Origin of the sequence: Methylobacterium sp. E-046 (assembly GCF_022829625.1) — a bacterium.
GTDB classification, from domain to species: Bacteria; Pseudomonadota; Alphaproteobacteria; order Rhizobiales; family Beijerinckiaceae; genus Methylobacterium; species Methylobacterium longum.
The window spans coordinates 22,850-44,139 of sequence record NZ_JAKSYP010000222.1 but is presented as its reverse complement, the minus strand read 5'-3'; the positions used below and the strand labels follow the sequence as shown (position 1 = coordinate 44,139).

The 21,290-nt window shown below is 71.0% G+C and carries 15 protein-coding genes and 2 tRNA genes; 6 read left to right on the top strand and 11 right to left on the bottom strand.

From position 1 onward, the window contains the following. The 4 genes from MKK82_RS24055 to MKK82_RS24040 form a co-directional block, all read right to left on the bottom strand. A partial coding sequence (locus tag MKK82_RS24055; RefSeq protein WP_243987070.1) for a transglutaminase-like domain-containing protein occupies window positions 1–790 on the bottom strand: 790 nt, incomplete at its 3' end. Window positions 791–857: 67 nt separating this feature from the next. Then, the gene (locus MKK82_RS24050) at window positions 858–1,787 is read right to left on the bottom strand and encodes a transglutaminase family protein (protein WP_238290627.1); all 930 of its coding nucleotides are present in this window, start codon (window positions 1,785–1,787) and stop codon (window positions 858–860) included. A 210-nt stretch (window positions 1,788–1,997) separates the two neighbouring features. Further along, window positions 1,998–2,594, bottom strand: a complete 597-nt coding sequence (locus tag MKK82_RS24045; RefSeq protein ID WP_238290628.1) for a response regulator — start codon at window positions 2,592–2,594, stop codon at window positions 1,998–2,000. 120 nt (window positions 2,595–2,714) lie between these two features. Beyond that, window positions 2,715–3,887, bottom strand: coding sequence for a transglycosylase SLT domain-containing protein (locus MKK82_RS24040; protein WP_243987069.1), 1,173 nt, complete (start codon window positions 3,885–3,887; stop codon window positions 2,715–2,717). Window positions 3,888–4,116: 229 nt separating this feature from the next. On the opposite strand from MKK82_RS24040, the gene alaS reads away from it, so the two are divergent. Next, the gene (alaS, locus tag MKK82_RS24035) at window positions 4,117–6,795 is read left to right on the top strand and encodes an alanine--tRNA ligase (protein WP_238290630.1); all 2,679 of its coding nucleotides are present in this window, start codon (window positions 4,117–4,119) and stop codon (window positions 6,793–6,795) included. An 83-nt stretch (window positions 6,796–6,878) separates the two neighbouring features. Here the strand turns inward: alaS and MKK82_RS24030 are convergent, their stop codons facing one another. The 5 genes from MKK82_RS24030 to mdeB all read right to left on the bottom strand — a co-directional run bounded on the left by MKK82_RS24030 (window position 6,879) and on the right by mdeB (window position 14,366). After that, window positions 6,879–7,289: a DUF2147 domain-containing protein gene (locus tag MKK82_RS24030; RefSeq protein ID WP_238290631.1), complete on the bottom strand. Its 411-nt coding sequence runs from the start codon at window positions 7,287–7,289 to the stop codon at window positions 6,879–6,881. A 33-nt stretch (window positions 7,290–7,322) separates the two neighbouring features. Next, window positions 7,323–7,943, bottom strand: coding sequence for a hypothetical protein (locus MKK82_RS24025; protein WP_238290632.1), 621 nt, complete (start codon window positions 7,941–7,943; stop codon window positions 7,323–7,325). Between the two features lie 345 nt (window positions 7,944–8,288). Next, entirely contained in the window at window positions 8,289–10,028 is a 1,740-nt protein-coding gene (lpdA, locus tag MKK82_RS24020) for a dihydrolipoyl dehydrogenase (RefSeq protein WP_243987068.1), read from the bottom strand. 11 nt (window positions 10,029–10,039) lie between these two features. After that, window positions 10,040–11,455, bottom strand: a complete 1,416-nt coding sequence (locus MKK82_RS24015; RefSeq protein ID WP_243987066.1) for a 2-oxo acid dehydrogenase subunit E2 — start codon at window positions 11,453–11,455, stop codon at window positions 10,040–10,042. 223 nt (window positions 11,456–11,678) lie between these two features. Next, a complete protein-coding gene (gene mdeB, locus MKK82_RS24010; protein ID WP_243987064.1) occupies window positions 11,679–14,366 on the bottom strand; it encodes an alpha-ketoglutarate dehydrogenase in 2,688 nt (895 codons plus the stop codon). Between the two features lie 194 nt (window positions 14,367–14,560). Between mdeB and MKK82_RS24005 the strand changes: the two genes are divergently transcribed. Continuing rightward, window positions 14,561–15,049 (top strand): Lrp/AsnC family transcriptional regulator, encoded by a 489-nt coding sequence (locus tag MKK82_RS24005; protein ID WP_238290636.1) that lies wholly within the window; start codon window positions 14,561–14,563, stop codon window positions 15,047–15,049. A 116-nt stretch (window positions 15,050–15,165) separates the two neighbouring features. Here the strand turns inward: MKK82_RS24005 and MKK82_RS24000 are convergent. Further along, window positions 15,166–15,241 (bottom strand) — tRNA-Ala (locus MKK82_RS24000). Between the two features lie 147 nt (window positions 15,242–15,388). Beyond that, on the bottom strand, window positions 15,389–15,775 hold the full coding sequence (locus MKK82_RS23995) for a TIGR02300 family protein (RefSeq protein ID WP_238290637.1): 387 nt from the start codon (window positions 15,773–15,775) through the stop codon (window positions 15,389–15,391). 241 nt (window positions 15,776–16,016) lie between these two features. Here MKK82_RS23995 and aroA point away from each other — a divergent pair, with 241 nt between their 5' ends. The 4 genes from aroA to MKK82_RS23975 all read left to right on the top strand — a co-directional run bounded on the left by aroA (window position 16,017) and on the right by MKK82_RS23975 (window position 21,202). Continuing rightward, the gene (gene aroA, locus MKK82_RS23990) at window positions 16,017–17,366 is read left to right on the top strand and encodes a 3-phosphoshikimate 1-carboxyvinyltransferase (protein WP_238290639.1); all 1,350 of its coding nucleotides are present in this window, start codon (window positions 16,017–16,019) and stop codon (window positions 17,364–17,366) included. Window positions 17,367–17,371: 5 nt separating this feature from the next. After that, a complete protein-coding gene (cmk, locus tag MKK82_RS23985) occupies window positions 17,372–18,010 on the top strand; it encodes a (d)CMP kinase (RefSeq protein ID WP_238290641.1) in 639 nt (212 codons plus the stop codon). A 95-nt stretch (window positions 18,011–18,105) separates the two neighbouring features. Continuing rightward, window positions 18,106–18,181, top strand: a tRNA-Lys gene (locus MKK82_RS23980). Between the two features lie 1,194 nt (window positions 18,182–19,375). After that, window positions 19,376–21,202, top strand: coding sequence for a cation:proton antiporter (locus MKK82_RS23975; protein WP_238290642.1), 1,827 nt, complete (start codon window positions 19,376–19,378; stop codon window positions 21,200–21,202). Window positions 21,203–21,290: the final 88 nt, after the last annotated feature.

Here is a 21,290-nt window from a genome sequence, read left to right as displayed (position 1 = left end):
ACCGCGCCAGATGCGCGTAGCCGAAATTGGTCGAAATGGCGCAGTCGGTGGCGTCGCGACCGCGGGCCATGACGATGCGGCCGATGCGCGGGCGGTTGGGCCGGGCGTCGAACGTGTACCAGCGCGGCGCCTCGGGCCCGTGAAGATAGGCTTCGAACCACGCGGAGAAGTCCATCGGCGCCGGATCATTCGGGACGCCGATGTCGCCGAGGTAGCCGGTGGCGTAGCCTGCCGGGATGTTCATGCACCGGCACAGGGTGATCGCCAGATGGGCGAAGTCCCGGCACACGCCCTCGCGCTGCATGAAGGCGTCGTGCGCGCTGCGCGTCGCGTCGGCGCGCTGGTAGTCGAAGCGGATGCGCTCATGCGTGTAGTCGACGATCGCCTGGACGCGCGCCCAGCCTTCCGGAGCGCCGCCGAACAGCGACCACGCCGTCTGCGAGAGCTTGTCGGTGTCGCAGTAGCGCGAGCCCAGGAGGAAGATGAGGACGTCGTCCGGCAGGTCCTGCACCGGGATCTGCCGCGCCTCCGGCACGACCGGATCGGGGGTTCCGGAATCCGCGACCGTGAAATCCGCCGAGATCGTCACCTGCCCGGGCGGCACGACGAGGCGGTGGCAGATGTTGTCGAAGCCGTCCCGGTATTCGCGCGCCTCGAGGGGCGGATCGAAGGTGATCACCTGCGGTGTCAGAACGTCCCCCAACCGCGAGGGATGGACGCTGAGCATCAGGATCATCGGCGTCGGCTGCGACAGCGTGAAGGCGATATCGAAACCCGTCCTGATCTTCATCGCGGCCACCTTGCCCTGTCGCCTTCCGCGCGGAGACGCCACGCACGCTCGTTCAGAATCCCGGGGTTCAACGCGCCGCATCGGGGGGAGGCCCCTGCGCGGTGCGGGACGTCGTCGCGTCCGCCGGCAGGGCGATCACGTCGACCTCGACGCGCATGCCCAGATCGTCGCTGGCGAGACCGAAGAAGGAGCCGTGCAGCGGCACGGCCTGCGCGGGGTTGCGCGCCACCGCCACGCGGATCAGGTCGCGGTTGCCGACGATTCCGTTCGTGGGATCGAACTCCACCCAGCCGGCACCCGGGAGATAGACCTGCAGCCACGCGTGGGTGGAGCCGCCGCCCACGTGGCGGGCGCGGTCGTTCCGGGGATTGTAGAGGTAGCCGGACACGAACCGGGCGGCCATGCCCAGGGCCCGCACCCCCTCCATCATCAGCACCGCGAAGTCGCGGCAGGATCCGACTTTGCTGCGCAAGGTGGTCAGCGGATCCTGCACGCCCTTCTCGGACCGGGCGAGGTAGGTGAAGTTCGCCCGGACGCTGCGCGTCATGGCGGCCAGCAGATCCTGCGTGGGGATCCGCCCCTGGACCGGCAGGAAGCTGCGCGCCCAGGCGTCGATATCGTGGTGTGGATCCGGCCATTGCCGCTCGATGGAACGGGCGAGGTCCGGCATGTCCTCCGCGCCGTATCCGAACGGGTAGTGGGTCGCGTGGGGCGCGAGCGGGAAGACCGGCGCATGTTCCGGCGTGTGTTCGAGGGTGATGCCGCAGGCGAAGGTCAGCGTTTCCGCCCGGGTGTCGAAGGTCGTCACGGCGACGCAATTGCCGAACACGTCGAACATCCAGCGCAGGGAGGCCGGCTCGGGGGTGACGTCGAGCGTCGCCTCGATCAGACGCTGGTCGTAGCTGTCGCGCGGCCGGAACATGATCCGGTGCTCTCCGAAGGCGACCGGGCGCCGGTACCGGTAGACCGTGCGGTGGCGGACGGACAGGATCGGCAACTTCTCGGGCTCCGGGCTGTCACCGACTCGGAGACCAGCCATGCAAGGGGCGGGCCCAGCGCGGCCGACCGACGGCCGGAAAATCCGGCGATCCGGTCTTTTCGGGGAGGCGCGGCGCACTCGCGATCGGGGCCCGCGCCGTTCGACCCCGGTGAACAGCGCCGCCGTCCCGGCAAGACGGCGGCGAAGGGCGATGGCGGCGCAAGCGCCTCAGATCACCGGCGGAGCCGACTCGGCGGCTGCGCGCTCAGCCTCGACCAGCACGTCGAAGGGGCGCCACGGCTTGGCGATGAACACGGCCTCGGCCGGCAGGTCGGGGCGCGGCAGGCCGTGGCCCGAGGTGATCACCAGCCGCGCCCGGGGCCACAGGGTCGCCACCGCGCGGGCGAGCTGGAGCCCGTCCATCTGACCGGCCAAGCGGACATCGGCGAAGACCAGGGCCACGTCGCCGCCGCGCGCCTGCAGGACCGACAGCGCGGCCTCGGCGCTGTCGCATCCGACCACGTTGAGCTCGGTCTCCTCCAGGAGGGTTTCGGCCAGGGCGCGAATCTCGGGATCGTCCTCCACCACGAGGGCGAGGCGCGGGGGCTCGGCCTCGAGCGTCACGACCGGCGGCTCGTGCCGGGCGGACGCGTCGTCCTCGGTCTGGCGGACGCGGCGGACCAGCGCGGCGAGGTGCTCGGGCACGCCCTCGGTGACGAGGTTGTCGTAGAACGAGGCCAGTGTCCGTCCGATCTGATCGAGCGGAAGGCCTGGGGACAGCGTATCGGTGAGCGGCAGGGGTGCGCTCGTCTGGTGCTTTTTCAAGGACTCCCCCCGAAGTCGTACAGTCACGGACATGCAGAACGCGGCGCCTGGGGAGGAAAGTCGGCAATCCGCCCCTGGTTGCGCGGGGAAATCCGAATCCCGCCTGGCCTCTCGGGAGCGTTATTGCGTGGCGAGGCCGGTCTCGGCGTCCGCGTAAGCCATGATGCCGGAGACCGCGCGGACGTTCTGATAGCGCGAGCCGCGGGTGCTCATCATCGCCTCGAACTTCTCGTGGACCTGCGCCACCGAGAGGCTCAGCGGCTTCCGATGGCGGCCGCGCCCGACGAAGCGCCCGGCGGCGAAGAAGATCGAGCGGTTGGCGCGCGCCGGTCCCGGAAGCAGCACGGCGGCGGCGGCGGCCGGCTTGTTGACGACGTTGGCGAGGAACTCTCCGGCGTCATCCACACCCAGGAAGTGGGCGAGGTAGACCTCGCCGAGGGTCAGCTCGCGCCCGATCCGCTGGGCGATGCGGCCGGCGTCGCGCTTGAGCATCTCGCCGGCCATCAGCGCCGACAGGTAGGGGTCGCGGCGCAGTTCCAGAATGCGGGCGCGCTCGGCCGCGTCGGTGATCACCGGCCGATCGTTGGCGTCGGCCGTGACCAGCGCGGCCTCCTTCTCCAGCCCGTATTTCGGGCCGAAGTCGCGCACCACCCCGAGCCACGTGCGCTCGATGAACTGGTAGAGGCCGGTGGCCGACGAGGTCTTGGCCTGGACCGCGGTGACGAAGCTCGACTCCTTGTCGGCCACCGCCATCAGCAGCACCGGATCGGTCTGAACGGCCTGCGCGGCCCGCACGATCGTCTGCACGAGGTGGCGCCGGATCTTCATCGGGCCGAATTCGAGGATGTCGTTGGGGTCGCCGGCCGCACTCTCCGACAGCAGGAAGTCGTACGAGACCCGGTCCACCGTGTTGGAGCCGATATCGGTGTCGAGGTCGTGCACCGCGGCGAAGCTGGCGGAGGCGCGCAGCGGCGTCTGCTCCAGATCGGTATCGGTGGCGAGGGCGACGGTGTGGATGCGCGGGCGCGGCATCGGTAGTTCGGTCGCGGCCTGCGCGGTGGACACCGCCGTCGACAGCCCGACCTTGCCGAGATCGACACCCGATCCGATCAGGGCCGCGCTGAGGCCCCCGGCGATCAGCGACACCGTGAGCAGGGAGCGGAACAGCGCGGGGCGGCTGCCATGGGCGCGGCCCAGCATGGGCTGCGCGGCGATCACGTCGGCATGGCGGGCGCCGAAATGGCGCTGGTTGCCGGTGATGGTCCTCGGCGATCCGACCGTGCGGCCCTGCATCGTTATCCCGACTCTCCACACGCCGCTGCGGCGCTACGGACACACCATCGCTTGACAGATGTGGCGACAACACGGCCGCGCTTGTGGCCGAGTTGCGGCGTCCCGGGGAGATTTCGCGGCGGGCCGCCCGTGACTCGCGCGGGATCCCTCCTTAAGAGGGCGCCTTGCGGGTGCCGCGCGGAAGCGCGCGGCCGCCCTTTCCCCGTGTGTCCTGCCAGAGTCAGCCCTGATGAGCGGCGTCAACGAGATCCGGTCGACCTTCCTCGACTACTTCGCGAAGGCGGGGCACGAGGTCGTGCCCTCGTCGAGCCTCGTGCCGAAGAACGATCCGACACTGATGTTCACGAACGCCGGCATGGTGCAGTTCAAGAACGTCTTCACCGGGATGGAGAAGCGCCCCTACGACCGGGCGACGACCGCTCAGAAATGCGTGCGCGCCGGCGGCAAGCACAACGATCTCGACAATGTCGGGTACACGGCGCGCCACCACACGTTCTTCGAGATGCTCGGCAACTTCTCGTTCGGCGACTACTTCAAGGACCGCGCCATCGAGCTGGCCTGGACGCTGATCACCAAGGAGTTCGGCCTCAAGTCGGACCGGCTGCTGGTCACCGTCTACGCGGACGACGACGAGGCCGCGGGCCTCTGGAAGAAGATCGCCGGCTTCTCCGAGGACAGGATCATCCGGATCGGGACCTCCGACAATTTCTGGCAGATGGGCGATACCGGCCCCTGCGGCCCGTGCTCGGAGATCTTCATCGACCAGGGTCCCGCGCTCCAGGGCGGCCCGCCCGGCTCCCCCGACGAGGACGGCGACCGGTTCCTGGAATTCTGGAACCTCGTGTTCATGCAGTACGAGCAGCTGGAGCCGGGTTCGCGCAACCCTCTCCCGCGGCCGTCGATCGACACCGGCATGGGCCTGGAGCGCATGGCGGCGATCCTCCAGGGCGTGCACTCCAACTACGACACGGACCTGTTCCGCGCCCTGATCGATGCCGTCGCGCACGCGGTATCGCGGGCGCCCGAGCCGGCGACGATGGCCTCCTACCGGGTGATCGCCGACCACCTGCGCGCCGCGTCGTTCCTGGTGGCGGACGGCGTTCTGCCGGGCAACGAGGGCCGCGGCTACGTGCTGCGCCGGATCATGCGCCGGGCCATGCGCCATGCCGAGATCCTGGGGGCCCGCGAGCCCACCATGTTCCGCCTCGTGCCGACCCTGGTGCGCGAGATGGGGCCGGCCTATCCCGAGCTGATGCGGGCCGAGAGCCTGATCGGCGAGACCCTGAAGCTGGAGGAATCCCGCTTCCGGCGCACCCTGGAGCGGGGCCTGTCGATCCTCGACGCCGAGAGCCGCGACCTCAAGGACGGCGACAAGCTCTCGGGTGACACCGCCTTCACCCTCTACGATACCTACGGCTTCCCCCTCGACCTGACCCAGGACGCCCTCAAGGCCCGGGGCATCGGCGTCGACACCGACGCCTTCGCGGCGGCGATGCAGCGCCAGAAGCAGGCGGCCCGCGAGGCCTGGAAGGGCTCGGGCGAGGCCGCCACCGAGACCGTGTGGTTCGGGCTGCGCGAGCGCGTCGGCGCCACCGAGTTCCTGGGCTACGAGACCGAGACCGCCGAGGGCATCGTCACCGCGCTCCTGCGCGACGGCGCCGAGGTGCAGAGCCTGGAGGCCGGTCAGACCGGCCTCGTCCTCGTCAACCAGACGCCGTTCTACGGCGAATCGGGCGGTCAGGTCGGCGATACCGGCCTGATCCTGGCGCCGGGCGTGCGGGCGCGCATCACCGACACGCAGAAGAAGCTCGGCGACGTGTTCGTCCACCACGTGACCGTGGAGGAGGGGCGCCTGAGCCTCGACCTGCCGGTGGAGCTGAAGGTCGACAACGCCCGCCGCAGGGCGATCCGTGCCAACCACTCGGCCACCCACCTGTTGCACGAGGCCTTGCGGCAGGTCCTGGGCGACCACGTCGCCCAGAAGGGCTCGCTGGTCAGCCCCGACCGCCTGCGCTTCGACATCAGCCATCCGAAGCCGATCGAGGCGGACGAACTCGCCCGGGTCGAGGACATCGCCAACGCGGTGCTGCTCCAGAACGTCCCCGTGGTGACCAAGCTGATGGCGGTGGACGACGCGATCGCGTCTGGCGCCCGGGCGCTGTTCGGCGAGAAGTACGGCGATGAGGTGCGGGTGGTCTCCATGGGGCTGCCGGTCGACGGCGAGGCCGCCCAGGGCCGGCCGAAGACCTTCTCCGTCGAGCTCTGCGGCGGCACCCACGCGGCGCGCACCGGCGATATCGGGGCGATCACCGTCGTGGCGGAGAGCGCCGTGGGCGCGGGCGTCCGCCGCATCGAGGCGCTGACGGCGGACGCGGCGCGCCGCCACCGCGCCGAGGAGGCGCGGACGCTGGCGGCCCTCGCCGGCATTCTCAAGGCCCCGGTCTCGGAGGCGCCCGACCGCCTCACGGCGCTGATGGAGGATCGCCGCCGCCTGGAGCGCGAACTCGCCGAGACCCGCCGCAAGCTCGCCATGGGCGGCGAGGGCGGCCCGGGCTCAGGGGCGCGGCAATCCGAGATCGGCGGCGTGGCCTTCCGCCGCTCGGTGATCGAGGGGCTCGACATGCGCGACCTCAAGCCGATCGTCGACGAGGAGAAGAAGCGCCTGGGCTCCGGCATCGTGGCGGTGGTCGGCGTGGGGCCGGACGGCAAGGCTGGGCTGGTGGTCGGCGTCACCGACGACCTGACCGCGCGCTACGACGCCGTCGGCCTCGTGCGGGCCGGCGCCGGGGCGCTGGGCGGCAAGGGCGGCGGCGGCCGCCGCGACATGGCGCAGGCCGGCGGTCCCAACGGCGCGGGTGCGGAAGAGGCCCTCGACGCCGTCGAGCAGGCCCTGACCGAGGCCGCCTGAGGCGGGGGCGGCCGGGCCGCCCTAGCCAGCAGCGTGGCCAGCAGCGTGGCCAGCGCCCTGGCCAGCATCGTGGCCGCGGGGGATCACTTCACCCGCGTCCAGGTCTGCCGCTTGCAGAAGACGCTCATCACGCAGCCCGCCACCTCGAGGGAGTTGGCGCCCGTGAGCTTGAGCGAGCCGGAATAGGTCTTGCCGTCGTTCGGGTTGTAGAGCGAGCCCGAGAAGCCGCCGCCGTCGGCCTGCGGCGCGTTCAGGATCTGGATGCCGACGACGCTGCGGGTGCGCTGGGCCGGATCGGGATTCTTCTCGTCGAGCCCCTTGCCGGGGGCGCTCACGATCGTCCCGCAGAAGCCGCCGCCGCAGGGCGTGATCCGGACCCGCGACGTGCCGGTCTCCGTGAGCCAGGTCCCGGACGGGTCGGCGGCCTGCGCCGGGCCGCAGAGCAGGCCGGCCGCCAGCGCCGCCAGAACCGTGGGACGTACCGTGAAACGCATCCTGTTCCTCCCGTTGTCAGGTCATCGTGTCGGTCAGCGGGACGCCCGGGGCAGCGCGCTGCCCAGGTAGGTCTCCACGACCTCGCAGAAGGGCTGCCCGGCGCCGGTCGATAGCACGGCGTCGACCTCGAACAGCGGGTCGGTCGGTCCCGTCTCCGCGCCGCGGCCCGGGCCGCGGACCGCCACCGTGCTGCGCACCGGAGCCAGGGAGCGTACCACCCGGCCGAAGGGCGTGCGGGTGCCGTCCAGGGTGGCGTTCATCTCGGGCGTCAGCCGGGCCGGCACGTACCAATTGTCCGCCTCCGACAGGACGCGGTCCCCGCAGGCGAGGCGGACGCGCCGGTACCGCACGGGCTCGTCCGGGCCGATCGCCAGCCGGGCCCGCTGCGCGACGGAGAGCGGCTTGTCCGGGACGGGCAGCCGCTCGGCGACGAGGTGCGGATCGGCCGCGAGCGCGTGGTCGGCGCACCAGCTCTCGAGGGCGAAGGTCGCGCTGTGCGCGGCGAGGATCCGGCTCCTCAAGTCGGCGATCAAGGCGTCGTCGCGCGGTTCGGGTGCGGCCTCGCGGGCGGGCGCAGCCTGCGCCAGGGCACTGCGCGGCGCGCTCACCGCCAGCGCCGACAGAGAAACGGCGAGCAGGAGGCGGCCCGGCAAGCTTTTCCGCGCCGCGCGGAGGGCCCGATCAAGTCGAAGCCCAGTCGAGGCCGAACGTTGGAGCGACCGTCCGCAGCGCCACGGCATCTCGACACGTATCCTCCCGAACGCGGCGCCGGCTTCAGCACGGCGGCCGCCGCGTCGATGCCCGGCGATACGCGCGGGTCGAGACGATTCTCGATCCGCGGTGCGGCCGTGCGCGAGATTTAGCCAGGAAAACCCGAGCGGTCGAGATGGCCGGGGCGCGCCGGCACCGATCGCGTGGCGTCGCCGGGCTCGGCGGAGCCCCCCGCGCGGCGGCACACCCCGAGGAGGGGATCGGGCGGGGCCTCGATCCGCACGGCGTCAGGCCCGACGCGCCGGGGCGGGGAGATCGGTGCAGAGGCCGAGGGCGACTTCGGCGGTCAGGCCGATCGTCTCGCCCAGCGTCGGGTGCGGGTGGATCGTGCGGCCGATATCGGCGGCGTCCGCCCCCAGCTCGATGGCCAGGGCGATCTCGCCGAGCATGTCGCCCGCGCTCGGGCCGACGAGGGCGCCGCCGACGACCCGCTTGGTCCCCGCGTCGAACAGCAGCTTGGTCAGGCCGTACTCCGCGCCGTTGGCGATGGCCCGCCCCGAGGCCGCCCAGGGAAAGCGCGCCACCTCCACGGCCCGGCCGGCCGCCCTGGCGGCGGTCTCGGTGAGGCCGACCCAGGCGATCTCCGGATCCGTGTAGGTCACGGAGGGAATCACGGCGGCGTCGAAGCCGGCCCGGTGGCCGGCGGCCACCTCGGCGGCGACGTGGCCCTGATGGACGGCCTTGTGGGCGAGCATCGGCTGGCCGACGAGGTCGCCGATGGCGAAGATGTGGGGCACGCCGGTGCGCATCTGCGCGTCGACGGGAACGAAGCCGTTCTCCACTGCCACCCCGGCGGCTTCGAGCCCCAGGCCCGGGCCGTTCGGGCGCCGGCCCGCCGCCTGGAGGACGAGGTCGTAGGTCTGCGGCTCGGCCTCGCCCCCCAGCGCGACCGCGATGCCGTCGGCACCGGCCGTCGCGGACACGACCTCGGTCCCCGTGAGGATTCGGTCGAACCGGTGCGCGTTGCGCTTCATCCAGACGGCCACCAGGTCGCGGTCGACGCCCTCCAGCAGGTTCGGCAGGCGCTCGACCACGTCGACCCGGGCGCCCAGGGCGCTGTACACGGTCGCCATCTCCAGGCCGATGATGCCGCCGCCGATCACCAGCAGGCGCTTCGGCACGAAGGGCAGCTCCAGCGCCCCCGTCGAATTCACGATCCGCGGATCCTCCGGCAGCATCGGGAGGGCCACCGGGGACGAGCCCGCGGCCACGATGGCGCGGGCGAAGGCGAGGCTCCGCTCCCCGCCGGCGTGGAGCGCGACCGCGACGGTGGACGCCCCGGTGAAGCGCGCGGTGCCGCGGACCACCTCGACCTTGCGCTGGCGCGCCATCTGGGCGAGCCCGTCGGTGAGGCGGCGCACCGTCCCGGCCTTGAAGGTCCGCAGCTTCTCGAGGTCGATTGTCGGGGCACCGAAGCTGATCCCGTGCGCGGCGAGGCGCGCGGCCTCCTCGGTGACGGCGGCCACGTGGAGCAGCGCCTTCGAGGGGATGCATCCGACGTTGAGGCAGACGCCGCCGAGCGTCGCGTCGCGCTCGACGAGGATCACCCGCTGGCCGAGATCGGCCGCCCGGAAGGCGGCCGCGTAGCCGCCGGGGCCGCCGCCGACGACCAGCACGTCGCAGGACGGGCCGCCGCCCTCGCCGGGCGGCGGGGCCGCCGTCGCGGGCGCGGGGACCGGTTGCCCGGTCCCCGATCCGGGCTGGGCGCGGGATTGCGCCGCCGGCTCCTCGGCCGCGAGGCGGGCGACGAGCGTGCCGGCCGAGACCGTGTCGCCGAGGCCGACCAGCATCTCCACGAGGCGGCCGGCGACCGGGGAGGGGATGTCCAGGGTCGCCTTGTCGGATTCGACCATCAGCAGGGTCTGGTCCTTGGCGATCGACTGGCCGGGGGTGACCGGAATCTCGATCACGGGGACGTCGGCGTAATCGCCGAGATCGGGCACGCGGATGTCGATGGTCTCGGGCATGGGGGGTGCGGTCACAGGAGGGCGCGGCGCAGGTCCGAGAGGACCGAGGCCACATGGCCGAGGAAGCGGGCGGCGGCGACGCCGTCCACCACGCGATGGTCCCACGACAGGCTGAGCGGCAGGATCAGGCGCGGCTGGAAGGCCTTGCCGTCCCACACCGCCTCCGTCCGCGAGCGCGCGGCTCCCAGGATCGCGACCTCGGGGGCGTTGATGATCGGCGTGAAGCCGTCGCCGCCGATCCCGCCCAGCGACGAGATCGAGAAGCAGCCGCCCTGCATGTCGGAGCCCGCGAGGGTTCCGGCCCGGGCCTTCTCGGCCATCTCGGCCATCTCGGTGGCGATCTCGATCAGTCCCTTGCGGTCGCAGTCCCGCACCACCGGGACCATCAGGCCCTTGGGCGTGTCCACCGCGAAGCCGACATGGACGTAGTCCTTCAGCACGAGGTCGCCACCTTCCAGGGAGGTGTTGAACCGCGGATGGGCGCGCAGCGCCGAGGCCGCCGCCTTGATCAGGAACGCCACCATGGTGACCCGGGCGGGGGGCGTGCGCGGCTCCTTGTTCAGGCCCACGCGGAACGATTCGATCTCGGTGACGTCGGCCCGGTCGAAATTGGTGACGTGCGGGATCGTCAGCCAGTTGCGGCTGAGATTGGCCCCCGAGAGGCTCTGGATGCGTGACAGCGGCTCGCGCCGCACCGGACCGAACTTGGCGAAATCCACCTGCGGCCAGGGCGGCAGGCCGGCACCGATCCCGGATGCGGCGACGGGCTGACGGGCGGGCGCGGCGAGCGCCGCCTTGACGAAGGCGTGCACATCCTCGCGCAGGATCCGTCCCTTCGGCCCGGTGGCCGGCACGCCGTCGAGGCCCACGCCGAGTTCGCGGGCGAGCAGGCGGACCGACGGGCTGGCATGCACGTCGCCCCGGGTCGCGGGGATCGGATGATCGGGCTCGGCTCCGGGCGCGGCACCGGGCGCGGCACCGGTCTTCCCTCCGCCCGCGGCGGGGGAGGGCGGCGCGGGAACCGGGTCGGGGGCGGAGAACGACGGGGCCGAGCCGGGCGGGGACCCGCCCGCCGGGCCCGCCTCTTCCGGGCGCCCGGCTCCCCTCTCCCGATTCTCGCCGACGGAAGCGCCACCCGGCTCGGAGGGGGGCGGAAGGGCGCCCGCCGCCGCCGAAGCATCGCCCTGCGCAGGCTCGACTGTCAGGATCGGCGTCCCTTCCGACACCTTCGTGCCCACCGCGACCAGCAACTCGCGCACGATGCCGGCCACCGGGGAGGGGACCTCCATGGTGGCCTTGTCGGATTCGATGCTGAGGATCAGGTCGTCCACCGCGAGGCGGTCGCCGGGCTTCACCAGAAGCTCGATGACCGGCACGTCCCGGTAGTCGCCGATGTCCGGGAGGGCGATCTGCAGCGCGGCGCTCATGGGGTGGAATTCCGGTTTCTGGAAGGTCGTGGCGGTCTGTTTGCGCCCGGGCAGGCGCGGGAATCGCGGGCCGTTGCGGATGGACCCCGTGCGACGGTCTGCCGTGTCTTCGTTCCGCCCCCTCATCCCGCGGTGCCGGAGCGGAGGCCTCGCAGGAGCCCTCCGGGGACCGCGCGGCCGGCGGGCGGGCTCCTGCGAGGCGCGCTGCGTGGGGTCACCGCCTTCAGATCGTCCAGGGGGCGGGCGCGTCCGTCGCGATGCCGTAGCGGCCGATCGCGTCCGACACCGTGGCGCGCGGCACCGTACCGGCCTCAGCGAGGGCGTGCAGGGCGGCGATGACCACGTGCTGGCGGTCCACCTCGAAGAAGCGGCGGAGCGCGCTGCGCGTGTCGCTGCGGCCGAACCCATCCGTGCCGAGCGCGACGAAGCGCGCGCCGACGTAGGACGCGATCAGCTGCGGGTAAGCCCGGACGTAGTCGGTCGCCGCGACGACCGGCGCCGTGCCCGGCAGCAGCGCCGCCACGTGGCTGACCGGTGCCTCGGCTTCCGGGTTGAGCATCGCCTGCCGCTCGGCCTCGCGGGCGTCGCGGGCCAGTTCGCTGAAGCTCGTCACGCTGAACACCTCGGCCGAGACGCCCCAGTCCCGCGCGAGCAGGTCGGCCGCCGCGATCACCTCCGGCAGGATCGCGCCTGAGCCGAGGAGGCGGATGGCGGCGGTTCCGGTCCCCGGCCCGGCTTCCGGCCCCGACAGGCGGTACATGCCCTTCAGGATCCCGGCCTCCACCCCTTCCGGCATGGAGGGCTGCGCGTAGTTCTCGTTCATGGCGGTGAGGTAGTAGAAGGCGTCCTCGCCCTCTTCCATCATCGCGCGGGTTCCGCGGTCGACGATCACCGCCATCTCGTACGCGAAGGCCGGATCGTAGGCGCGGCAGTTCGGGATCGCGGCCGCCGCCAAGTGGCTCGACCCGTCCTGGTGCTGCAGGCCCTCGCCGCCGAGGGTGGTGCGGCCCGCCGTGGCGCCGATCAGGAAGCCGCGGGCCCGCTGGTCGGCCGCCGCCCAGATCAGGTCGCCGACCCGCTGGAAGCCGAACATCGAGTAGTAGATGTAGAACGGCAGCATCGACAGGCCGTGGACGCTGTAGGACGTGGCCGCCGCCGTCCAGGACGAGATCGCCCCGGCCTCGGTGATGCCTTCCTCCAGGAGCTGCCCGTCCCGGGCCTCGCGGTAGTAGAGCATCGAGCCGGCATCCTCCGGCTCGTAGAGCTGGCCCTGCGGCGCGTAGATGCCGACCTGCCGGAACAGGTTGGCCATGCCGAAGGTCCGCGCCTCGTCGGCGACGATCGGGACGACGCGGGGCCCAAGGTCCTTGTGCTTCAGGAGGTTGCCGAACAGGCGCACCACCGCGGTGGTGGTCGACATCTCCTTGCCGCCGGCCTCCAGCGCGAAGCCCGCATAGGTCGAGAGCGCCGGTACCGCGACGGTCGGCGCGGTGCGGCGGCGGGCCGGCAGCACGCCGCCGAGGATCTCGCGGCGCTCGCGCAGGTAGCGCATCTCGGCCCCGTCCTCGGCCGGCTTGTAGAAGGCCAGGCCCTCGACCTGCGCGTCGGTGAGCGGCAGGGCGAAGCGGTCGCGGAAGGCGCGGAGCGCGTCGACGTCGAGCTTCTTGGCCTGGTGGGCGGTCATGCGCGACTCGCCCGCGCCGCCCATGCCGTAGCCCTTCTTGGTCTTGGCCAGGATCACCGTCGGGCGGCCCTTGGTGGTCTTGGCGGCCGCGAAGGCGGCGTAGAGCTTGCGGAAGTCGTGGCCGCCGCGTTTGAGGCGATCCACGTCGGCGTCCGACATGTGGGCCACGAGTTCGCGCACCTCCGGATCCTCGCCGAAGAAGTGGGCGAGGTTGTAGGCGCCGTCCTTGGCGCCCAGCGTCTGGTACTTGCCGTCGACGGTGTCGGCGAAGCGGCGCAGCAGGGCGTGGTTGGTGTCGCGGGCGAAGATCCCGTCCCACTCCGAGCCCCACAGCACCTTGATGACGTTCCAGCCGGCGCCCCGGAACAGGCTCTCCAGCTCCTGGATGATCTGGCCGTTGCCGCGCACCGGACCGTCGAGCCGCTGCAGGTTGCAGTTGATGACGAAGGTGAGGTTGTCGAGGTTCTCGCGGGCCGCCAGGGCGAGGCCGCCGATCGACTCGGGCTCGTCCATCTCGCCGTCGCCGAACACGCCCCAGACGTGCCGGCCGGACGTGTCGGCCAGTCCCCGGTCGGCGAGGTAGCGCATGAACCGCGCCTGATAGACCGCGTGGATCGGTCCGATCCCCATCGAGCCGGTCGGGACCTGCCAGAAATCGGGCATCAGCCAGGGATGCGGGTAGGAGCAGAGGCCGTCGCCCGCGATCTCCTGGCGGTAATGCTTCAGCTGCTCGTCGCTGAGCCGTCCCTCCAGGAAGGCGCGCGCGTAGACGCCGGGCGCCGAATGCGGCTGGAAGTAGACGAGATCTCCGTCCGCCCCGCCCTTGAAGAAGTGGTTGAACCCGACCTCGAACAGCTCCGCCGCCGAGGCGTAGCTCGCCACGTGGCCGCCGAGTTCGCCGTAGGCCATGTTGGCGCGCACCACCATGGCCAGCGCGTTCCAGCGCATGATCGAGGTCAGCCGCTCCTCGATGTCGAGGTCGCCCGGATAGCGCGGCTGCTTCTCCAGGGGGACCGTGTTCCGGTAGGGCGAGTAGGGCAGCGCCTCGTCGAGGATGCCGATCTCCTTCGAGCGCCGCTCCAGGCGGTCGAGGATGAAGCGCGCCCGGGCCGCGCCCTCGGTGCGGAACAGCGATTCCAGGGCGGCGAGCCAGTCCTGCGTCTCGGCCGGGTCGTGATCGACCTCGGCGGACCGCGCGATGGTGGCTTTCGGCGGAATGGCGTTCATCGGCGCGGGCTCTCCTGTTGCGCGGGATCATACGGACATCCCCGAGGGGCAACATACCGATTGTTTGCTTCCGCGGTCCGAATGCGGGATCAATCGACCGGGGGACGGCCGTTTCGCGGCAAACGGTTCCCCGGTCGGGGCCGGTGGAGGATGCCCGGCTCGTGATCGATCCGAGGCAAGCGGAGCGTGCGTTCATGGCCCAGCCCCCGGCAACCCTCGACGCCGCGAGCCTGCGGATCCTCGAGCGCCTCCAGCAGGACAGCGAGATCAGCATCGCGGAATTGGCCGAGCAGGTCGGTCTCTCGACCTCACCCTGCTGGCGCCGGGTCAACGACCTCAAGGAGGCGGGCATCATCCGGGGCTGCGTCGCCGTGGTCGACCCGCTGAGCCTGGGGCTCGCCGTGAACGTCTTCGTCCACGTCTCCCTGGAGAAACAGACTCAGGCGGCGCTCCAGGCCTTCGACGCGGCGGTGCGCAGCCGACCCGAGGTGATGGAGTGCTACCTGATGAGCGGCGAGGCCGATTACATGCTGCGGGTCGTCGTGGAGGATCTCGGCCAGTACCAGAAGCTCGTCCTGGACCACCTCACGCGCATTCCCGGTGTGGCCAACATCCGCTCCAGCTTCGCCCTGGGTCAGGTGAAGTACACCACCGCGCTGCCGCTCGGGCACCTGACCCGCTGATGTGGCTCGCCGCAAGCGGTACAAAGCCCGCAGTGGTCGCCGGGGACGTTGGTCTGCGTCTGAAGGTCTAAGATGCACCCTTCGTGCGCGCCGGAACCGGCCGCGAAGGGGGAGGATGGTGGAGCCTAACGGGATCGAACCGATGACCTCTTCCATGCCATGGAAGCGCTCTCCCAGCTGAGCTAAGGCCCCACTTTATCCGCCGCGGTTTGGGGTCCGCGGTGTCTCGCCGGTCCGGCTGGCGTCCGGCGAGGGCGGTTCTATAGGCGGCTCCCGCCGCGGACTCAACCCCTTTTTTTCGCGATTTTCCGGGGTCTCGTCGGAGAGGCGGTCAAAGCCTCAGCTTTCCTCGTCGTTCTCGATGTCGCCGTCGATCAGATCGGACACGTCGTCGTCGCCGCTGTCCTCCTCCTCGAGGAAGGTGTCGTCGTCGGCCTGGTCCCCATCCTCGGAGGTCTCGTCCTCCGGCGTCGGATCGGCCTCGTCCTCGGCGGCCTCGACTTCGTCGAGGGACACGAGCTCCGGACCCTTCTCGTCCGTCTCGTCCTCATCGTCGTTGTTGACCGGCGCCCGCGATACGATGGGGGCCGCCGCACGGCTGCTGGTCGCCACCGCCTGATAGACCGCGCCGCATTTCGGGCACACGGCGGGGTCGCGGGCGAGGTCGTAGAACTTCGCGCCGCAGCTCATGCACTGGCGCTTCAAGCCAAGTTCCGGTCGGGCCACGGGCGGACACCTCGTCGTCAATGCTGTCTTGGGGGAGGGGCCCCGTTAGTCGCGGGCGCTGCGCCTGTCAATCGAGCGGGTGCGCACGGCCTCTGCCCGGTCCGGTCCCGCGGAGCCCGCGGATGACGCGCGACATCACGCGTGTTAACCGCGCGGCGAATTCACGGTCCGATTGCAGTGCTGCGGCGACGCCGCGCGACGCACCGGATCCAGGTCCATCCCGAGCCCGAACGGACGTCCCGTGTCGCACGATTCGCCTCCCCAGCCCCTCACCGCCGCGCCGGGAGCGCCCCTGCGGGGGCGCCTTCGGCCGCCGGGGGACAAATCGATCTCGCACCGGGCGATGATCTTGGGGCTGCTCAGCGAAGGCGAGACGAGAGTCGAAGGGCTGCTCGAGGGCGACGACGTGCTGCGCACCGCCGCCGCCGCGAAAGCGCTCGGCGCCGCCGTGGAGCGTCTTGGCACGGGCCGCTGGCAGGTGCGCGGCGTCGGCATCGGCGGCCTGACCGACCCGGACACGGTGCTCGACTTCGGAAACGCCGGCACCGGCTCGCGGCTGATGATGGGCGTCGTCGGCGGCCAGCCGGTTACCGCGACCTTCGACGGCGACGCCTCCCTGCGCTCGCGGCCGATGCGCCGGATCCTGGACCCGCTGACCCGCATGGGCACGCAGGTCCTGGCCGAAGCCCCCGGCGGACGCGTACCCCTGACCCTGCGCGGCCTGAACGAGGCCATCCCGATCACCTACGAGACCCCGGCCGCCTCGGCGCAGATCAAGTCCGCCGTGCTGCTCGCCGGGCTCAACGCCCCCGGGATCACCACGGTGATCGAGGCGGCGGCGACCCGCGACCACACGGAGCGCATGCTGCGCCTGTTCGGCGCCACGGTCAGCGTGGAGCCGCACGGTCCGGGCGGTCACGGCCGCAAAGTCGCGCTCACCGGGCAGCCCACCCTGCGCGGCACCGACGTGGTGGTACCGGCCGACCCGTCCTCGGCCGCGTTCCCGCTGGTGGCCGCGCTGATCGTGCCCGGTTCCGACGTAGTGATCGAAGGCGTGATGATGAACCCGCTGCGCACCGGCCTGATCACCACGCTCCTCGAGATGGGGGCCGAGATCGAGCGGGTCGCCGAGCGGGAAGAGGGCGGCGAGACCGTGGCCGACCTGCGCGTGCGGGCGAGCCGTCTGAAGGGCGTCGACGTTCCGGCCGAGCGCGCGCCTGCCATGATCGACGAGTATCCGGTGCTGGCGGTCGCGGCGAGCTTCGCGGAGGGGCGTACGCGGATGAACGGTCTGCATGAGCTGCGCGTCAAGGAATCCGACCGCCTCGCGGCTGTGGCGGCCGGGCTTGCGGCCAACGGCGTTCGCCACACGGTCGAGGGCGACGACCTCGTGGTCGAGGGGGACGGGGCGGCGGCCGCCGGCGGCGGCACCGTCGCGACCCATCTCGACCATCGCATCGCCATGGCGTTCCTGGTGATGGGGCTCGCGACGCGCGATCCGGTCACGGTGGATGATGGCGCGATGATCGCGACCAGCTTCCCCAGCTTCCTGCCGAGCATGCAGGCCCTCGGCGGCCGGATCGGAGCGTGATCCGCATGCCGCTTCTCATCGCGATCGACGGTCCCGCCGCTTCGGGCAAAGGTACGCTCGCCAAGAGATTGGCCGGCCATTACGGACTGCCGCACCTCGATACTGGGCTTCTCTATCGAGCCGTCGCGCTGGCGCTGCTCGACGCCGGCCGCTCCCTCGACGATCACGCCGCGGCTGCCCAGGCCGCACGCACCCTCGACGCCGAGCGGCTCGACGATCCTCGCCTGCGCGAGCGCGCGATGGGGGAGGCGGCGTCGCGGGTCTCCGCCGTGCCGGAGGTTCGCGCCGGCCTGCTCACATGGCAGCGCCGCTTCGCCACCGATCCCCAGGGCGCCGTCCTCGACGGACGCGATATCGGCACCGTGGTCTGCCCCGATGCGGGCGTGAAGCTGTTCATCACCGCGTCATCGGAGGAGCGGGCCAGGCGGCGGCATCTGGAACTCGCAGGCCGGGGCGAGACCGCGGACTTCGCGGTGATTCTCGCCGACATCGAGGCCCGCGACGCGCGCGATGCGTCCCGGGCCGCCGCGCCCCTGCGCATGGCGGATGATGCGATCCGGCTCGACACGACCGACCTCGACGCAAACGCCGCCTTCGACGAGGCCCGGGCGATCGTGGAGCGCGCCCGGGGCAGCATGTCCTGAGCGTCGCCGCGGCGCCTCGTGTTGACCCTTAGGGTCCGCTCACCTATTGCGGACGCGCCGTCCCCGCGAGGCTGTAGCAGGCGGGTGTGGGACGCGAGCGCGTAGCTCAGCTGGTAGAGCAACGGACTTTTAATCTGTAGGTCCTGGGTTCGAGTCCCAGCGCGCTCACCAGATTGTTCAGACACTTACCAGCACCAAAGAGGCTACGACCAAGAGCCTTTTTCACGTGCGCCGACAATGCGCGGTATGCTGAGCGCAGGCTCAAGCTTGAGATTAAGTAATATGCTGTTCACGCGCGAGCGCTGGAGAAAACGCTCGCTACCAACGCAGCGAATATCGGCGCCGCGAAGGAAGAACCGCGGTAGGTGATCATGTCTCGAGAGGGCTCGGTCTGAACCACCAGCCACGTGATAGTTGACGCCATGGTTTCCCGCCTCATCCGTATGTCAGAGAGGCGGATGAGCCGCTTCCACGGTGCGGCCCGCTCCGTTCTGTTCCTGCCGCCCAGCACGGCGCTCATACGCGGCGTTGCAGCCGTAACAGGCCGGCTGGAAGCGCCGGCGGCCCGGCGGGTGAGTGGACGTGCGCACCGTCTTGCGACGAGAACGCATCGCGCGGGGTGCTGCGATCTCCTGTCCACCCAATCGGGCAGGCGATCTCCTTCGACAGGGCCACGGCAGTCCGGTTGATCCGCCTAATCACGACGAAGCCAGCAACGAAGTACGCTGGGTCGCCGTCGGTCCCGATCGGTTCCCGAAGCGCGTCGCGCCACAATGATTGCGGAGCAGAAGAGGTGGGATGCGCTTGGAGCAGCTCGTACTGCCGCTCAAAACCGGATGGTCGGCTTCGCGCCCAACTCAGTCATCCGGTGGCCCTCGGCGGCATCTCCGAAGGGGACGTCGGCTCGCGTCGGGACGGTGTTCGGGGGGGGGCGATCACCGGCGCCCAAACGATGGTCGCCTACCCGGAGCCGTTCATCCTGCGTGCGAACGCGGTGTCCCGCGCCGTCGGAGAGCTGAGGCGTTGCCATGGCGTTGATAACGTAACAGGCACATCGACTCAGGCGCCGGCCGTCGGACGCATCGCACAGGCGCCCTCAGGGCCCGGCCGTGCGATGCCAGCGAAGATCGAAGGTCGCCTTCATGGCGATTGGGGCGGCTTACGGTCATCATCGGCGCGTGACCCAGTCGCTGCGTCCACGGGTGCACCGCTTGAACGGGAACCGTGGCGGTGCCACTCGATTGGCCGTGGAACGCATGGTGAGCCGCCAGTCGGGGGCGAAACGGCGCGACTGTCCCCACCCATCATTAGGTCCCGGTTCGGCTGCCAGGGGGTAGGTCCGGATGCTGGTCCGGAGCGTCCTGCATGGAAAACGGTGTAGCCACGGCGGTCCTCTGCGTCGTCGGTGGTGGCATCGCCGCCCAGGTTCTCGCCGCCAGGCTGCGCATCCCGGCCATCGTCCTCCTCCTCGCGCTCGGGTTCCTGGTCGGGCCCGTACTCGGCCTGCTGCATCCCACGCACGACTTCGGACCGAACCTACGACCCCTGATCGGCTTGGCCGTGGCCATCGTGGTGTTCGAGGGCGGCCTCGCGCTCGACTTCCGCGAGTTGCGGGCGTCCGGCGAGGGGGTGCTCCGGCTCACGGCCTTCGCCCTGCCCATCAACTTCGTCCTGGGCACGCTCGCCGCCCACCTGATCGGGGGGATGATGTGGGGACCGGCGTCCGTGTTCGGCGCCATCCTCGTCGTCACCGGGCCGACCGTGATCCTGCCGCTCCTGCGCCATGCCCGCCTGGAACGGCGTTCAGCCGCCTTCCTGAAGTGGGAAGCCATCGTCAACGATCCCGTCGGCGCGATCCTGACCGCGGTCGTCATCGAGATTTTGGTGGGTGTGCCCCACGGCGCCGGGGAGGATCCGGCCACCGCACTGACGCTTCACCTCGCGGAGGGCGTGCTGGTGGCCGGCGCCCTCGGTGTCGGCTCGGCAGTCCTGGTCGCCTGGGCGTTCCGGCGCGACCAGATCCCGGAGACACTGAAGACGCCAGTGCTGCTCGCGCTCGCGCTGGTCGCCTACGTCGTGCCGAACCTCCTGATGCACGAGGCCGGGCTGATCGGCGCGACCGTGTTCGGCATCGCGCTCGCGAACCGGCACGTGCCCGGATTGGCCGAACTCCGCCGCTTCAAGGAAAGCCTCGTCGTCCTGCTGGTGTCGTGCCTGTTCGTCGTGCTGACCGCCGACCTCGACCTCGCGGTCCTCGGCAAACTGTCCGTGCCGATCCTCGGGCTTACGGCCGCGATCCTGTTCGTGGTTCGCCCGGCGGCGATCTGGTTGGCCACGCTGCGCAGCGACCTATCCCGGCGGGAGCGCCTGTTCGTCGGCTGGATCGGGCCCCGCGGCATCGTCGCGGCCGCCGTCGCGGGGCTGGCCGGTCCCCGGCTCAGCGAGGCGGGGTATGCCGGTGGCGACCTGATCCAGCCCACCGTGTTCGCGGTCATCGTCGCGACCGTGCTCGCCCACGGCTTCTCTCTCGGACCGCTCGCCCGCCGGTTCGGCCTGTCGACTGCCGCCGATACCCAGCGGCTCGCCGTAGTCGGGGCATCGCCGTGGGCGAGCGATCTCGTCATCACTCTGCACCGGGCTGGCGTGCCGGTCGTGATCATCGACATCTACCCCGGTGCCATGCTGGCCGCACGGCAGGCGCGCGTGCCGACACTCCAGGCCGAACTCCTGTCCCGGCACGCCGAGGAAGGGATGGCCGACCATCCTCCGGATCACCTGCTCGCGGCGACCCGGGACGATCTCTACAACGCCCTCGTGTGCACGAGGCTCGCTCCGGAGATCGGTCGCGAGCGCGTCTACCAGATCGCCCCCTCGGAGAATCACCTGCTGCACGCCGATACCGGCGTCAGCCGGGATGCCCGCGGAAAGGTTTTCGGGAACGCTGACGCCAGCTTCGATGCGTTGGCCGGTCGGCACGAGGCCGGGTGGCGGTTCGTGGTGACTGAGCCGGATGACGTCGCTCGGCAGGACGACATCCATCTGCTCACCATCAAGGCCGGTGGAAGTCTCGAATTCGTCTCCCTCGATCACGGGGCGAACGAGGCTGCCGAGGGCGACCGGTCGCTGATCCTGCGGGCGCCAACCCTGCCAGCAATCGAGGTTCAGGATCGATTCGCTCAGGTCTCTGCCTGATCGGCGGCGTCCAGCGGGATTGATCCCTCCCGATTGCGGGCTACAGCCGCACCGGCCTTGGAAGCCGTGTCGGCCGTCCTCACCTTGG